Source organism: Neptuniibacter caesariensis (assembly GCF_000153345.1).
Classification (GTDB): Bacteria; Pseudomonadota; Gammaproteobacteria; order Pseudomonadales; family Balneatricaceae; genus Neptuniibacter; species Neptuniibacter caesariensis.
Map to the genome: position 1 here is coordinate 94,529 of NZ_CH724127.1, position 15,584 is coordinate 110,112.

General features: G+C 45.0%; 13 protein-coding genes. 8 read left to right on the forward strand and 5 right to left on the reverse strand.

Going from position 1 to position 15,584, the window contains the following annotated elements:
* Window positions 1-13 precede the first annotated feature (13 nt).
* The 5 genes from MED92_RS14280 to nosR are packed head-to-tail and all read left to right on the forward strand — an operon-like array spanning window position 14 to window position 6,888.
* Window positions 14-1,981, forward strand: coding sequence for an EAL domain-containing response regulator (locus MED92_RS14280; protein ID WP_007022277.1), 1,968 nt, complete (start codon window positions 14-16; stop codon window positions 1,979-1,981).
* 3 nt (window positions 1,982-1,984) lie between these two features.
* Window positions 1,985-3,085, forward strand: a complete 1,101-nt coding sequence (locus tag MED92_RS14285; RefSeq protein ID WP_007022278.1) for an HDOD domain-containing protein — start codon at window positions 1,985-1,987, stop codon at window positions 3,083-3,085.
* Window positions 3,086-3,087: 2 nt separating this feature from the next.
* A complete protein-coding gene (locus MED92_RS14290) occupies window positions 3,088-3,906 on the forward strand; it encodes a phosphate/phosphite/phosphonate ABC transporter substrate-binding protein (protein ID WP_007022279.1) in 819 nt (272 codons plus the stop codon).
* A gap of 40 nt (window positions 3,907-3,946) precedes the next feature.
* The gene (locus tag MED92_RS19365) at window positions 3,947-5,584 is read left to right on the forward strand and encodes a sensor histidine kinase (protein ID WP_007022280.1); all 1,638 of its coding nucleotides are present in this window, start codon (window positions 3,947-3,949) and stop codon (window positions 5,582-5,584) included.
* Between the two features lie 26 nt (window positions 5,585-5,610).
* Window positions 5,611-6,888, forward strand: coding sequence for a response regulator c-di-GMP phosphodiesterase, NosR family (nosR, locus tag MED92_RS14300; RefSeq protein ID WP_007022281.1), 1,278 nt, complete (start codon window positions 5,611-5,613; stop codon window positions 6,886-6,888).
* 64 nt (window positions 6,889-6,952) lie between these two features.
* Here the strand turns inward: nosR and MED92_RS14305 are convergent, their stop codons facing one another.
* From MED92_RS14305 to MED92_RS14315, 3 genes are all read right to left on the reverse strand, one after another.
* A complete protein-coding gene (locus tag MED92_RS14305) occupies window positions 6,953-8,086 on the reverse strand; it encodes a beta-ketoacyl-ACP synthase III (RefSeq protein ID WP_007022282.1) in 1,134 nt (377 codons plus the stop codon).
* A gap of 196 nt (window positions 8,087-8,282) precedes the next feature.
* Window positions 8,283-9,311, reverse strand: a complete 1,029-nt coding sequence (locus tag MED92_RS14310) for a sensor domain-containing diguanylate cyclase (protein ID WP_007022283.1) — start codon at window positions 9,309-9,311, stop codon at window positions 8,283-8,285.
* Between the two features lie 173 nt (window positions 9,312-9,484).
* Window positions 9,485-9,976 (reverse strand): Lrp/AsnC family transcriptional regulator, encoded by a 492-nt coding sequence (locus MED92_RS14315; protein ID WP_007022284.1) that lies wholly within the window; start codon window positions 9,974-9,976, stop codon window positions 9,485-9,487.
* Between the two features lie 353 nt (window positions 9,977-10,329).
* Between MED92_RS14315 and leuA the strand changes: the two genes are divergently transcribed.
* Entirely contained in the window at window positions 10,330-11,991 is a 1,662-nt protein-coding gene (gene leuA, locus MED92_RS14320) for a 2-isopropylmalate synthase (protein WP_007022285.1), read from the forward strand.
* A gap of 47 nt (window positions 11,992-12,038) precedes the next feature.
* On the opposite strand, the gene purT is transcribed toward leuA, so the two are convergent.
* Window positions 12,039-13,220 (reverse strand): formate-dependent phosphoribosylglycinamide formyltransferase, encoded by a 1,182-nt coding sequence (gene purT / locus MED92_RS14325; protein WP_007022286.1) that lies wholly within the window; start codon window positions 13,218-13,220, stop codon window positions 12,039-12,041.
* Between the two features lie 121 nt (window positions 13,221-13,341).
* Here purT and MED92_RS14330 point away from each other — a divergent pair, with 121 nt between their 5' ends.
* On the forward strand, window positions 13,342-13,866 hold the full coding sequence (locus MED92_RS14330) for a hypothetical protein (protein ID WP_154715244.1): 525 nt from the start codon (window positions 13,342-13,344) through the stop codon (window positions 13,864-13,866).
* Window positions 13,867-14,102: 236 nt separating this feature from the next.
* Window positions 14,103-14,507, forward strand: a complete 405-nt coding sequence (locus MED92_RS14335; protein ID WP_007022288.1) for a hypothetical protein — start codon at window positions 14,103-14,105, stop codon at window positions 14,505-14,507.
* A 12-nt stretch (window positions 14,508-14,519) separates the two neighbouring features.
* Here the strand turns inward: MED92_RS14335 and MED92_RS14340 are convergent, their stop codons facing one another.
* Window positions 14,520-15,530: a type I asparaginase gene (locus MED92_RS14340; RefSeq protein WP_007022289.1), complete on the reverse strand. Its 1,011-nt coding sequence runs from the start codon at window positions 15,528-15,530 to the stop codon at window positions 14,520-14,522.
* Between the last annotated feature and the right edge of the window lie 54 nt (window positions 15,531-15,584).

The window sequence follows — 15,584 nt, forward strand, 5'->3', positions numbered from 1 at the left end:
GCAGGGGGAAACCATGAATACAATGCCTATTCTAATCGTAGATGATGATCCTTCCATTTTAAGGGCCTTAAAACGAATATTCCGCCGTGAAGGTTATTCTGTCTATGCTGCTTTGGGTGCTAAAGAGGCATTGGATTTAATGGGTGATAGGCAATTCCCTCTCATTATCACTGACTTTCGAATGCCTGAAATGACAGGTGCTGAATTACTCATTGAGGCAAAAAAAAGAAACCCTAAGGTTCTTGGTATCGTGCTCAGTGGTCTTGCAGATATGCAATCGTTAATATTTTCACTTAATAGTGGGGCGGTGCATCGTTTTCTGGAAAAGCCATGGGATGAAATTGAGCTAGTAACTGAAGTAAAGAATGCTTATGAGGAATTAAAGAAAAGCCACTCTCCCTTCAGGAAGCAAGATAACCAGGGTGATAAATTATCAATTAATATTGATCAGTTCGGATTCATAGCAAGCAGCGAAACTAATGTTCATCAATCACTCATCGGTAGTCAGGTAAGTAGTATTGTCGCAGGTATCGATGAAAAGGTACTTGGGCGAATTTGCTTATCCGATCCCGTGAAGTATGAATATACAGAACCTTTGTCTGGGATGGTGGTGAATATTTCAGCAGTGCCTGAAGCGTACAATTTATGGCAGTTGGAGATTGTTTGCTCAGGCGAACAAGCGCTATTGCAGAAGGGAATTATCTCTAAACAGCAGTTCTCAGAACAGATAACGGAGCAGCTGTCCGCGGGCCAACAGTTTGCATTGTTCTATCTAGATATCGCTCGCTTCAAATATTTTAATGAACATCTTGGTTACAAAGAAGCTGACCTGCTACTTGCTCACTTGGCGCAGATATTAGTTAGTAACACACAATCCGATGTTTTGTTGGCGCAGATGAATGGCCCTGAGTTTGCGATGCTTGTTCCGGGGGTAACGAGCGAAGAAAGCGCTCAGGATCATATCAGGCAGATTATGGAACCTTTTAATCAACTGATTGCATTTGGTCAGCGTGAGATACATTTGGCTTTTAAAGTCGGTTTCGTGCTTGCGCCGGAAGATAGTGATGATGCTGACGCGCTGATCCGAAATAGTATGAAGGCTATGTTGCAGGGGAAGCAAAAAGGTGGCAATGAGCCAAAAAGGTTTTCGCCAGCCATTAGTCGGGACTCTGAGGATTTAATCAAGCTTCAAAGTGATCTTTTCAGGGCGTTGGAAAGAGATGAATTCTCAGTGGTCTACCAGCCTAAAGTCTCTCTGGTAGACGGTTCTATTCTTGGAGCTGAAGCATTATTGCGTTGGAAGCATGAACAGCTAGGGTTTGTTTCTCCAGCCCAGTTTATCCCCATGGCGGAAGTGAGTGGGTTAATTGAACCTATTGGTGAATGGGTGTTGAGTACCGCTAGCTCTCAAAGCCGATTCTGGGCTTTAGAGGGTCTTCCGCCATTCTCTGTTGCAATTAATTTATCGGGTCGACAGTTAATGGAGGACTGTTTACCGCACAAGGTAGCCCAGATTATCTCCCACAATGAGCTGGATCCTTCACAGATAGAACTTGAAGTCACAGAGACATTCTTGATGCAGGATATTGAGCATAGCATCGAAATGCTGAATGAGATCAGAGAATTAGGAGTGAAAATCTCAATTGATGACTTTGGTACAGGTTATTCATCGCTTAATTATCTGACGAAATTACCGGTCGATACTCTCAAAATTGATCGTTCCTTTATTAAAGAATTATCAATTAGGGAGGAGGTTTTTCGACTAGTAAAAAACATGGTGGGAATGGCTCATGACTTAGGACTCACTGTTGTTGCTGAAGGTGTAGAGACTAAATGTCAGTTGGATATTTTAAAAGAGATCGATTGCGATGAAGTCCAAGGATTTTACTACAGTCCTCCTGTATCGGCCGATAAATTTAGGAATTTACTGCTTAAGCAGCCCTTGATAGGCTGTCGTTATTCCGCAATGGAGGCAGGATAAAGAATGGATGGCTTTATGGACAAAGGGCGAGTCTTGTTTGTTGATGATGAAACGCAAGTTTTACGTTCGTTAAAGCGTGCGTTGCGATTGCATTGCAAAGAATGGGAGCTGTTTTTTTTCTCTTCTCCTGTCCAGGCTTTATCTGAATTAACTGAGCTAAAGCCTTGGGTGATTGTGTCTGATAAAAAAATGTCAGAGATGTCTGGGGAGGATTTTTTGCTACAGGCGAAAGAGATCTGGCCTGATAGCGTACGGGTTATTTTAACCGGCGATACCAGTCAGGATTCTGCCCTTGTGTCACTGCGTTCAGCGCATCTTCTTTTACCTAAACCTTTTGAACTCGATGAGTTGCTGTCTGCGCTCAAAAGTGCGGTTTGCTTGCGCAGTTTCAGTCTGGATGCAAATACCCGCTCAGAACTTGGTGGCTTACAAACTCTTCCGGTATTGCCGAGAGTATACCAGCAACTCGTATCTTACTTAGATGCGGTGGAACAGCCGGATAACGATCATATTGCAAAACTAATCAGTAGCGATGTTGCTGTTTTAACGAAAGTTATTCAGTTAGCAAACTCCTCTTTCTTTGGTTTTTCGCAGCCGGTTTATGACGCCAAAGATGTCATTGTGCGTTTGGGCCATGATCTGATTAAAAAAATGCTCTTGGTTACTGGTCTCTTTAATTCAGTTGTTAATCAGAATGAAGCTGAAAAGTTTTTTAACACGGCAATCAGCGTTGCCGAAAAAGTCCGTGAATTAGCAATTTTAGCGGGTCAGGTTGGAGACGATATAGAGCGAGCATATTTTTGTGGTCTTTTGCACAATTTAGGATGCTTGGTGAAGGAGGCGAATAATTCATTGCTTTCAACTGACTTGGTTGGTGCTTTTATCCTACAGCTATGGGGATTTGAAACCACAGTTATTAATGCTGTTCGCTATCAGTCTATGCCGGAATCCTCACCGGATGCAGAGAAATTGGTATACCAATTGTGCATAGCTAAAACGCTGGTAAATGAAGAAAAACAGAACCTCACTTATTCTGAAGTTCTTGCTTCGATTGATGAAGGCCGAGTCGAAAAGGCGGGTTTAATTGCTTACTTGAGGAAATAATTATGAAAACAAAGTATGTGATCCTATGGATGCTTATCGGTTCTGTAAGCCCGCTTGCTTGTGCGGATACACTCACTTTAGGTATTGTCCCGCAACAATCGGCAAAAAAACTTGCCCGTTTATGGACTCCAATCACTGGGTATTTGAGTGAAAAGGCAGGAGTAAAAATTACTTTTTCGACTGCGCGAGATATTCCTACCTTCGAAAAAAGGTTATTGGCAGGGGAGTATGATATCGCGTATATGAACCCCTATCATTTTACTGTTTTTAATCAGAAGCCGGGCTATCAGGCTTTGGCTAAACAAAAAGATAAGGTTATTAAAGGCATTGTAGTCGTGGCTGAAGACAGCCCGATACAATCGTTGCAAGAGTTGGATGGTACTTCCCTGGCTTTTCCATCCCCTGCCGCATTCGCCGCTAGTGTGCTGCCTCGGGCAAAAATGACTCAGGATGGGATTAACTTTTCTCCAAAGTATGTTTCTTCACATGATTCAGTGTATCTGACTGTATCCAAAGGTTTATTCCCAGCGGGTGGTGGAGTCATGAGAACCTTTAATAATACCGATCCAAAGGTGCGGGAAGGTTTAAGAGTACTTTGGACGACTCCTGGCTATACCCCGCATGCTATCGCGACACATCCCGATCTGAATGAGGAAACGCGTCTCAGAATACAGCAAGCGCTTCTCTCAATGAATACGGATCCACAGGGGCAGAAGCTATTGAAAACTATCAATTTTAAGGGGATTGAGGTTGCTTCAAACGCCGATTGGGATGATGTAAGAGCGCTTAATATCAAGCTTTTGCAACATCTGCTGGACTGAATCTGACAGCTCTGCTGTTTAGTAAGGAGAAGGGCATAGTATGTCACTCAGGCTTAAAACAATCATAGGTATTGCTGCGATAGAGGCTGTTCTTCTATTGCTTCTGGTTTCTATGACGCTTGATTACCTGAGAACAACGAACTATGAGGGCATTGTTAAGCGTGCCTCGACAACCGCGACCTTATTCGCAACAACAGCAAAAGATGCCGTACTGAGCTATGACCTGGCATCGCTTGATGCATTTGTAAACGAAGTGTTGAAAAACCCGGACCTGGTGTACGCCAGGGTGCTAGGGCCTGATCAGCAGTTGTTTGCCGAAGCGGGAATGCCAGAAGCTCTGTCAGCAGATTTTGCAGCGGATCAAGAGGTTGAATCTGTTGATGATGGGATCTTCGATACCTATGCGCTAGTGGCAGAAGGGGGCGTTGTCTATGGCCGGGTTGAGCTTGGTTTAGATATTAACCTTCTTCGTCAAACCATTGCTGAGGCTGAACAGCGAAGTGCATTAATTGCCGCGATGGAGATGGGATTGGTGGCGCTGTTTTCCTTTATTTTAGGAACCTACTTAACCAGGCAGTTACAGGGGCTTAGAAAAGGGGCACAGCAGATATCAGCGGGTGAGCTGGATATCAACATACCGGTCAAAGGGAAGGATGAAATTGCAGATGTAGCTCGGGCATTTAATGTGATGGCATCTGATCTTGAAGAGGCCAGCAGGCGGAGGGATCAATATGAGGCGGAACTTGAAGAGCTGAATCGCTCCCTTGAAGACCGTGTAAAGCAGCGAACTCATCAGTTAGTCGAGAAGAACAAAGAGCTACTTCAGGCAAATGATGAGATTAAGAAAACTCAGGCAAAACTGGTGCAGTCAGAAAAAATGGCGTCTGTCGGTGTGCTGGCTGCGGGGGTTGCACACGAGATCAATAACCCACTTGGTTTTGTGATGAGTAATCTCTGCACTTTAGAAGAGTATGTGAAGAATTATCGTGAACTACTGGGTGCGTATGAAACGCTGTTTAGCTTAAAGGATAGCCAGGAGCGTAAAGCTCAATATGCGAAAATCAAAAGCTTAGTGGAAGAGTATGATCTGGCTTTTATGAATGATGATTTAGATGATCTGCTCAAAGATACCCACGAAGGATCTGTTCGTGTTAAGGAGATCGTAAAAGGGTTAAAAGCGTTTTCTCATGTTGATAGTACTGAGGAGATGCAGCTTACAGATCTCAATGAGTGTATTGAAACAACACTTAAAGTTGCTAACAACGAGATTAAATACCATTGTGAGATCATTACTGATCTGGGAGATATACCGCAGATAAACTGCATCCCTGGGCAGATTAAGCAAGTGCTTCTCAATATGTTATTGAATGCGGCCCATGCGATAAAAGAGCAGGGGCGTATTGAAATCGCTTCCGTTTTTCGTGAGGAAGCAGTGGAAATTAGCATTCGTGATAATGGTTGCGGTATTGTGAAGGATGAGCTTGGACGCTTGTTTGAACCTTTCTTTACCACTAAAGAGGTGGGGAAGGGGACAGGCCTGGGTTTATCCATTTCCTACGGTATTATTGTGGATGATCATCATGGTGATATCCGTGTGGAAAGTGAATTGGGCATGGGTAGCTGTTTCACAATTGTGTTGCCAATCAATAAATCAGAAGTTGTCCAGGAAGCAGGGTAGGTTATGACGCAAATTAAGGGAAATATATGAATTACAAGAACTATACGGTGATGCTCGTTGATGATGAGCAGCCCATTCTTAATTCGTTAAAGCGTCTGATTAAACGTTTGGGTTGCAACATAATTACCTTTACCTCGCCGCTTGATGCACTGGAGGCGTTAAAGGGCACCTCAGTTCAGTTGGTCATCAGTGATATGCGCATGCCTGAAATGGGAGGTGAGGTTTTTCTGGAGCAGGTAGCGAAAAGTTACCCGGATATAGAACGTGTCGTTATTTCAGGCTATGCCGATGCCCAGGCGACGATTGATGCAGTTAATCGAGGAAAAATAAGTCGCTTTTTGTTAAAACCCTGGGAAGATGAGGATGTTTTTAAAGTTGTCGAAAAGGGCTTGCAGCTTGCGTTTTTACGTGAGGAAAACCTTCGTTTACAGGAAGAAACAGAAGCAAAAAATAAGCAGCTGAAACAGTTAAATCAAGGGCTGGAAGAGAAAGTTAAAGAACGGACGCAGCAGATCATACAGGCAAACGATCGGCTAAAGACCAACTATCGTTCTGTGGTCCGTATGTTCTCAGCGTTAGCTACTCGCCGCCTTGGTGTGAGAGCATCGGGTGAGAATATTAAGTTGAATAAAATTCTGTTACTGGTTGCGAGTAAAACGGGATTAAAAGATCAGGATTTGAAGCAGCTTTATTACGCGTGGCAACTGAGGCAGATAGGCAAACTCAGCTTCTCTGACGAGTTGATCAAAGAACCCTATTTAAAATTAGGGGCTGAGCAACAGAGGGAGTTTCAAAATCATCCTCTATTGGCTCAAGCCGCTTGTTTAATGGTTAAACCGCTCTACCCCGCCGGGAAAATCATTTTGCAGCATAAGGAATATCTTGATGGCAGTGGTTACCCTAAGGGAATTAAAGGTGAGGAAATTACCTTCCGGGCCCAGGTGCTAGCGGTCGTTAACGATTATGTAGAGCTTATTCATGGGCTCTATGACGAGCGCGAATACAGTACTGATGAAGCCATAACCTATCTAAGTGACAAGGCCAAAGAGAGATATAATCAGGATGTGGTTGCACTATTAGCGAGAGTTGTTGAGGAGCTTTCAAAGTCTGGAGATACGCTCAATGATAAAGCTGTTTTTAGTGATCAGTTAAAGCCAGGGATGAAGCTGAGCAGGGATCTGATCAGTGGTGATGGAATGTTGTTATTGAGTGCTGATCAGGTGTTGGATGGAGTTGCTATCGAACGTATCCGTGAGATGGAGTTCAACCTTGATGAAACATTCAAAGTTTATGTCTCTCAATAGGATGATGAAAAGTTAATAGTATAGGGGCGATCAAGCCCCTAGCAGCGCTTACCTAGCAAAAGGATTAGCGCTTTTTAATCACCAGACTGCCGATAGAATACCCAGCCCCAAAAGAGCAAATCACCCCCAAGTCACCGGACTTCAAGCCTGCGCGGTGAAGATTAAAGGCGATAAGTGATCCTGCCGAAGCCGTATTTGCATATTGGTCCAGAACGATGGGGGCTTCTTCTGCAGAGGCTTCTCTACCAAGCAACTTTTTAGCTATGAGCAGGTTCATATTGATGTTGGCCTGGTGTAACCACCACCGCTTAACCTGACTGTTGTCTATGTTCAGGCTTTGTAGCTGAGCAGTGATATGCTCCGCCGCCATCGGGCAGACTTCCTTAAAAACTTTGCGCCCGTTTTGGATAAAGAATTTATCTTCACCGAAGGGATCCGAATCATCGGTGTAGGCCAGATAACCAAAGTTGGAGCGAATGTTGTTAGAGAAGAGTGTTGCTGCTTTAGTGCTGAGAATCTCATAGCTCTCATCTGATTGGCAGGTGTCAGCGGCTTCGATAACAGTGGCTACAGCGACATCGCCAAAAATAAAATGGCTGTCGCGATCACGCCAGTTGTTCTGTGGCGAGGTTAATTCAGGGTTGATGACTAAAACGCGGGCTGCTGTTCCAGCTTTAATCATTTCATAGGCTCTTTGCAGGGCAAATGTGGCGGAAGAACAGGCGACTAACATATCGAAGCCAAAGCCGCTGATGCCGAGAGCCTGTTGAACTTCAATAGCAATGGCTGGGTAAGCGCGCTGTGTGTAGGAACATGCGACTATGACAGCATCTATTTCAGAATTTGTACATTGGGCGGATCTTATCGCTTTTTCAGCAGCATTGACGGCCATTTCAGCCTGATGTGAAAGTTCTTCATTGTTTCTTGGTTCGATAAATGGGCGCATTCTCTCAGGATTAAGAGCGCCTTCTTTGCGGTAAACGAAGCGATTTTTAATGCCTGAGGCTTTGGTAATAAATTCAGCACTTGAAAGCGGTTTAGCTATCAGCTCTCCCTGTTCAATTTCAGCTTTATGTTGTTCATTAAATGTGGTGGCGTATTGATTATAGGCTTCGACAAGTTCTTCGTTGCTGATGCTGTGCTCAGGATTCCAAAGCCCAAAGCCACTGATAACGACGGGATTAGCTTGCTCGGTCATAGTGCTCTCTCAGTTGCTGGGTAGTGTGGTCGTGACTGCTGGCAAATGCTAAAACCTGGAACTGCTGTATATACCGCGAGTGCCTGATAGATCGGTGCAGAAGGCAGTGACAAAAGAGATAAATTGTCGCTTGGCCTTTATTACTTTCCACTGACAATAACGTTAAATATAGCTGACATATTTGTGCAGGCGAGCGTCAGGCGCGTACTTCGGGTCTGGGAGGGATTAATCGGACGGTGTTGCGGTTCTGATCTTTAGCCATGTACAACGCCTGATCCATGCGGGAGAAGATGCTTGTACCGCAATCTTTTTGATGAAACTGGGTGACGCCAAAACTACAAGTAACGCTAATGCCTTCCGTTGTAACTAAGGACTCTACTTCGTGGCGAAGCCGTTCAGCCGTTTCCATCGCTACTTTTGTTGCGGTATTGGGAAGAATGATTGCAAACTCTTCACCACCCCAGCGTGCCAGATAATCACTTTCTCTGAGATGCTGTTGCAGAGTAAGGGCGACCTCTACGAGTACTTTATCGCCTGAACTATGGCCATAACGATCGTTAACGTGTTTAAACAGATCGATATCTGCGAGTATGACGCACATGGGTTGAGAATAGCGCTTGGCTCTTTTGATCTCTATATCAAGAAAGCTTTCAAACATTCTACGGTTATAGATGCCGGTTAAAGCATCCCGGCTCGCAAGCATCTCAACTTCTTCTACCTTGCGGGCAAGCTGCTGGTTCAGTTGGTCTAGCTCTTTAGTTCTTTCCTGGATGATATGGTCAAGGTTTTCATATTCACCACGTAGCAGCTTACTCTGTTCTTCAAGCTTCTGCTGAAGAGTTTTCTGCGCATGAATGTTTGTATGTGCACCTATCATTCGTTGAGGGGAGCCTTCTGCTGATCGCTCCACAATTCTTCCTGAGTCTTCGATCCACAAAAAGGAGCCATCACCTTTCAAGCAACGATATTGAATGTTGTATTCAGGAATCAGTCCTTGAACATATGCCTCAAAATGCCCCATGACCCGATCGTGATCATCTGAGTGGATCAGGTTTTCCCAAGTAAGGACATCTTGTTTGAATGAGTGGATTTCGTAGCCAAGCATTCGGTACCACCCCGGGTTCCTTATAACCTGGCCTGTGGCTATGTTCCAATCCCATACACCATCAGAGATTATGTCCAGTACATGATGTAATGTCTGGTCTGGTTCCTTGATGACTGACATCAGTATTCCTTCACTATTTTGGTCAATCGATTTTGTTTGAATTATTGAATGATCCTGTAAAAAGTAACAGTAACTAAACAATAATCGAATAACAAAAAACGTCATCCCATACTGTGAAAGTCGTTCAGAGAAAAACTGGATAAATCTGAATTATATGCTTCCGACCTATCGGTCTAATACTCACTCACGTAGCTTAATGGCATTGCCGTGCTATCAACTACTTTACGCATAATGAAGGCAGACTTTACCCCTGTAACCCCACGTATACGGGTAATTTTCCCTAGCAATATATCGTGATAGCTATCCATATCAGGAACGGCGACTTTGAGCTGATAATCTGCATCGTGACCCGTAATCAGATAACACTCCATGACTTCAGGTAATTCGCGAATTGTTTTCTCAAACTCCTCGAAACGCTCAGGAATATGTTTATCCATGCTGATATGTAAAATCGCGAAGAGGTTCAGATCAATGGATCTTTCATCCAGTCTAACTACCCGGTCTCTGATCACTCCGCTCTCTTCTAGTTGCTTAACGCGTCGCGAGCAGGGGGCTGCCGTCAGGCCGACGCGCTCGGCGAGGTCTTGGTTGGAAAGATCTCCATTGTTCTGGAGTTCACGCAATATTTTCAGGTCAAAGCGGTCAAGGGAGACAGAATTTTTCATCTATTTTTTATTAAAAACAATAATATTTTAAAGTTAATTGTATTTGCTTAATTATTATTGCGCAAATTAGGTTAAATTTTGTGTTTTAGATCGGTAATTGCGCAAAGGACTCTATAAACTTCTCTTCATCGGTTGAGGGGAAACAAATCACATCGCCAATCAGCATGTGAGGGGGTAATCATCAAAAGTGAGCGCTACCAGCCTGACTTGGTTTATCGAACCATTTAACTCGAAAACTGATGCCAAAAGTGTCTGCTGAAAAATTCCCCGTTGCCATTGTTCGCTTTGAACGCTTGGCAGCGGGTTTTGCATTTAAGAAGAATTAGAATTCAACTGAAGAACGGATCAGAGTTATGTTTGACCATCGCAAGTACCGTCGTTTTGAAACTGTTCGCCTGAAGGATCGAACCTGGCCGGACAATGAGATTAATAAAGCACCCGATTGGTGTAGCGTTGATCTCCGTGATGGTAACCAGGCTCTGATTAATCCTATGTCAGTTGAACAGAAAACTCGTATGTTTACCCTATTGGTAAAACTGGGTTTTAAAGAGATTGAAGTCGGTTTCCCTTCAGCATCAAAACCTGATTATGACTTTGTTCGCAAGCTGGTGGATGAAAATCTGATTCCTGATGATGTGAGCATTCAGGTTTTGACCCAGGCGCGCGAAGAGTTGATTAAGAAGACCTTTGATGCCCTAGGTGGTGTCAAGAAAGCAAATGTCCATGTTTATAACTCTACTTCGGTTGTTCAGCGTGAGCAGGTCTTTGGCATGGACAAAGATGAGATCAAAGGTATCGCTGTTCAGGGGGCGAAGTGGGTGCGTGATTACGCGAAGCAGCACCCGGATACACAATGGGAATTTCAGTATTCACCTGAAAGCTACACCGGAACCGAGATGGATTTTGCGGTAGAGGTGTGTGATGCAGTGATCGCCGAATGGCAGCCAGAGAACGGTCAAAAGGTGGTTATTAACCTGCCTTCGACGGTAGAGATGTCTACACCGAATGTGTTTGCCGATCAGGTAGAATATTTCTGCCGTAAGCTGAAGCAGCGAGATCAAGTACGTATCAGCCTGCATACACATAACGATCGTGGTTGTGCGGTTGCCGCGGCTGAACTTGGCGTCATGGCAGGTGCGGATCGTGTCGAAGGTACGCTGATGGGCAATGGTGAGCGTACTGGTAATATGGATATCGTCACCATGGGGATGAATCTGTATTCACAAGGCATAGACCCAGAGCTGGATTTCTCTGATATCAAAGAGATTATTGAGGTTGTTGAGTCTTGCAATGAGATCCCTGTTTCCGTCCGTCATCCATGGGCAGGGGAGTTGGTATATACCGCCTTCTCTGGTAGCCATCAGGATGCGATTCGAAAGTCTGTGAATTATCACAAAGAGCATAACCAGGAACACTGGGATGTTGCTTATCTACCGATTGATCCTCGTGATATAAGCCGTGAATATGAAGCGGTCGTGCGTATCAACAGCCAAAGCGGTAAAGGCGGCGTAGCGCTGGTTTTGGAGCGGGATTATGGTATCGAACTGCCGAAGTGGATGCATGTGCCGCTGAGTAAGGTTGTACAGTCTGCGGCTGAACAGCAGGGCGTTGAAGTTTCTCCTGAGGTTATTTACACGCTTTACCAGAAACACTTTGTTGAGGTAGCTGATGCCTGGACGATGACTCGTTATGATTTGCATACTGATGAACAACAAGTGTCGGCCAGATTCCAGATAGGAGATGCTGAATTTAGCGGCCAGGGAGCGGGAGCGCTTGAGGCACTTAAAGATGCGTTGAGTAACCATTACCAGTGTCAGTTTGAGGTTACTCAGTTTGATGAGCATGCGATTGGTAGCGGTACAGATGCAAAAGCTCAGGCTACCGTCGCGGTAGAGGTTGATGGCGCGACAGAATATGCGGTTGCCATTAGCGAAGATACCTCGTCTGCAGCGCTTCAGGCGATGTTAACGGCCTTCGGCCGGCATGCAGTTGCAGAGCAGCGAATTAGTGCATAATGCAACCTTGATAAAAAAGGGCCGTTTGGCCCTTTTTTATCTCTATGCTAAAGCTCCACATTCATCGATGTGGATCCGCGAATGGCCTTTTCTTTTGCGGTTGAGACTGTTTCATCGCGGGCCAATACCACGCCCATACGGCGTTGGCCACTAACTTCTGGTTTGCCGAAAAGTCGTAGCTGAGTGTTCGGTTCGGCCAGAACCTGCTGAAGATTGGCAAATTTAACTTCATTCGACTCACCTTCTACCAAAATAACACTGGAGGCAGATGGGCCGTGGAAGTGAATATTAGGAATTGGCAGACCTAGAATCGCTCGGGCATGGAGTGCAAACTCGGATAAATCCTGCGAGATCATCGTCACCATACCTGTGTCATGTGGTCTGGGGGAAACTTCACTGAAGTACACCTGATCCCCTTTAATAAACAGTTCAACCCCAAATAGGCCATTGCCCCCCAAAGCGGTCGTCACTTTTGTCGCGATGTCGCGTGATTTCTCCAGGGCTACTTCACTCATCTCCTGTGGTTGCCAGGATTGTCGATAGTCGCCACTAACCTGGACATGGCCAATAGGTTCGCAAAAGCTGGTATTCGTATCGTGGCGAATGGTCAGCAGGGTGATTTCATAATCAAAGTCTACAAAACCTTCGACAATCACTTTGCCTTTTCCTGCGCGGCCCCCTTCCTGAGCGTAGCTCCAGGCTGCTTCAACCTGATCTTCGGAGGTGATTGTGCTCTGTCCTTTTCCGGAAGAGCTCATGATAGGTTTAACGACGCAGGGAATTCCAACCGCCGCTATTGCTTGCTGATACTCTTCATAGGTTTCAGCAAACTGATAGGCTGATGTAGCGACGCCAAGCTCTTCTGCAGCTAATCTACGAATGCCTTCTCGGTTCATCGTTAACTGGGTAGCACGTGCACTAGGTACTACGTTGAAGCCTTCGCTCTCAAGTTGAACCAGCGTATCCGTTGCAATAGCCTCAATTTCCGGAACAATCAGGTGAGGCTTTTCAGTTTCGATAACCTCTCTTAGTGCATCACCATCCAGCATGGAAATGATATGGCTACGGTGCGCTACCTGCATAGCGGGTGCATTCTCATATCGATCGACAACAATGACTTCGGCACCTAAACGCTGAAGCTCGATCACCACTTCCTTACCTAGTTCTCCACCACCACACATCAACACACGTGTTGCTGAATTGGATAATGGCGTCCCTATCTGCAGCATAGTCTGCTCTCCGGCTTGAAAATTTTTCAAGCATTATACGGTGCATTTCTTAACCATATCCAGCAGAAAAAAGGAGGTGAACTATAATCAATAAGTGTTGTTTTTATGGAGTCACTGGACGGTGAGACGGTTATTGTTTCTTGTCCCGAACCAACAACAGCTTAGTGAGGTTGTGGCGGATTTTTTCTCCATCGGGATTGAGGAAGGCTTGGTTCATTTAATAGCTGATGATGCTTCTCAGTTAACTGGGTTGCCCTGCCGCGCCGCGACAGATGTAGAAACAACTGAATTTGAAAATGATATGGATTGGGGCATGGTAGCAGGTGGTGGTTTTGGCCTGGCTGCTGGTCTCATGGCAACAACAGTACTCGGGCCTGTTGGACCATTAACGGGTGGCGGGGCTGTTATTGTAACTAGCATCCTTGGAATAAGCTTAGGAGGATGGTTAGGCAAACTGGTGGGTGAAGAAACGCCTTTACATCTGTTGGCAAAGTACAAACATGCCTTAGAGCAAGGGTGTTTTTTGGTGATGGTGGATATCCCCGAAGAGCGATCGTGTGAAATACACAAAGTGATTAGACAGCATTGTCCAAAAGCGCTGGTAGAGATAATTCATCTGCACTGGGATCATCAGCAAGCCGCTTAACATAGCAACAAGTTTTGCCTGCGAAGGCCGATTAGTCGGAGTATCCATCCGGCAAGAGGGGCGGTACGTCGTTACCGCCCCTGCTATTTTATATGATCTGTTTTCTACAGATGATTCGAAAAAGTTATTGATTCCCTGAATCGCTATCATATTTCTTAGTTTTACCGTCTAAAACTGGTAAAAGCCTGTTTGCCTATGCTATCTGTTAAGTAAGGATCATATGAAGGAGAAGTAAGATGTCTCGAGGTTATGACCGCCATATGGAGCGCCATCATGGGTTATCCCTGTTTGGTAAGGATTTGGTGCGTCGAAGTGGAGCTCATTGTGAACTTTGCGATGCTCAAGGTGTGAAATTAAGCATCTTCGAAGTCCCACCTGTCCCCAATGATCCTATGCTGGAGCATTGTGTGATGATTTGCGATATCTGTAGTGAGCAGATTAACAAGCCAAAAAGCCGAGATGCAAACCATTGGCGCTGCTTGAATGGTTCAGTATGGAGTTCAGAGCCAGCCGTTAAAGTGCTGGCGATTGCGATGTTGCAAAAAATTGCCGAACAGGAAAGTTGGGCTGCCGAGCTTTTAGAACAGGTCTATCTGGAGCCGGAAGAGAGTGAATGGCTAGCGAAAGTGGAGTTGCCTTAATCAGAGACCTGCCTATTCTCTCTCTCCAATCAGATTCTCCATGAAACGTTTTTTTATAATTTCCGGTTCTGTTTCAGTCGCAAGTAAAAAATGAAGCTTGGTAAAAACGGCTTCCTGTGTCATCTCGCCAGCAGAAAGTACACCCATTTTATTCAATATATTACTGCAGGCATATTGGCCCTGGTAAACATCGGCTTGTAAACACTGGCTGCTATTAACGATCAAAATACCTTTATTTGAGGCGTTTTGTAGGGCGTAAATAAAGCCTTCATTACCGTCAGGCAAGTTACCCACCCCATAGCTTCGGAGGATTATTGCCCTCACTTCTGGAGGTTGGCAGATAGCTTCAGTGGCAGCACCTGTCATACCAGGATAAACGGGTAGGATGGCAACTGCTCCTTTTAGAAATGCCGGGTTGCTAAACTCTCCAGCCGTTTTATTGATGATCAGTTGATTGTGAATATCTATATTCAGGCCGATCTGACCCAGCCAGGGAAAATTAGGGCTATCAAATGCATCCAGTCCTGTCGCTTTTACTTTACTACAACGGTTACCACGCAGAAGCCTGCCATTAAAGTAAACACTTACTTCATTTACCGGGTGGAAGCCCGCCACGATCAGAGAAGTGATCAGGTTATCTAAAGCATCACTGCGTAGTTGTGAAAGCGGGATTTGTGAACCTGTAAAGACCACCGGCTTATCCAGGCCCTGAAGCATGAAAGACAGCATTGATGCGCTGTATGCCATAGTATCGGTTCCATGCAGAACCACAAAACCTTGAAATTGCTCGTAATTATCAAGAATTGTTTTGGCAATAATATTCCAGTGTTTGGGATCAATATTCGCACTATCGATAAGAGGGTTTAACTCCAGCATTTCGAATTCAGGTAAAGCTGCATGATGAGAATGTGCGAGCCTTTCCCTAATGAGATTCTCGAATCCAGGGACCGGGATATACCCTTCGTCAGAAGTCTGCATACCAATGGTACCGCCGGTGTGGAGTATTAGAATTTTGTTCGACATGCTCATTCCCAAATTAACCATTCAATATAGGAAACCCTGCTTGAGAATATGCAA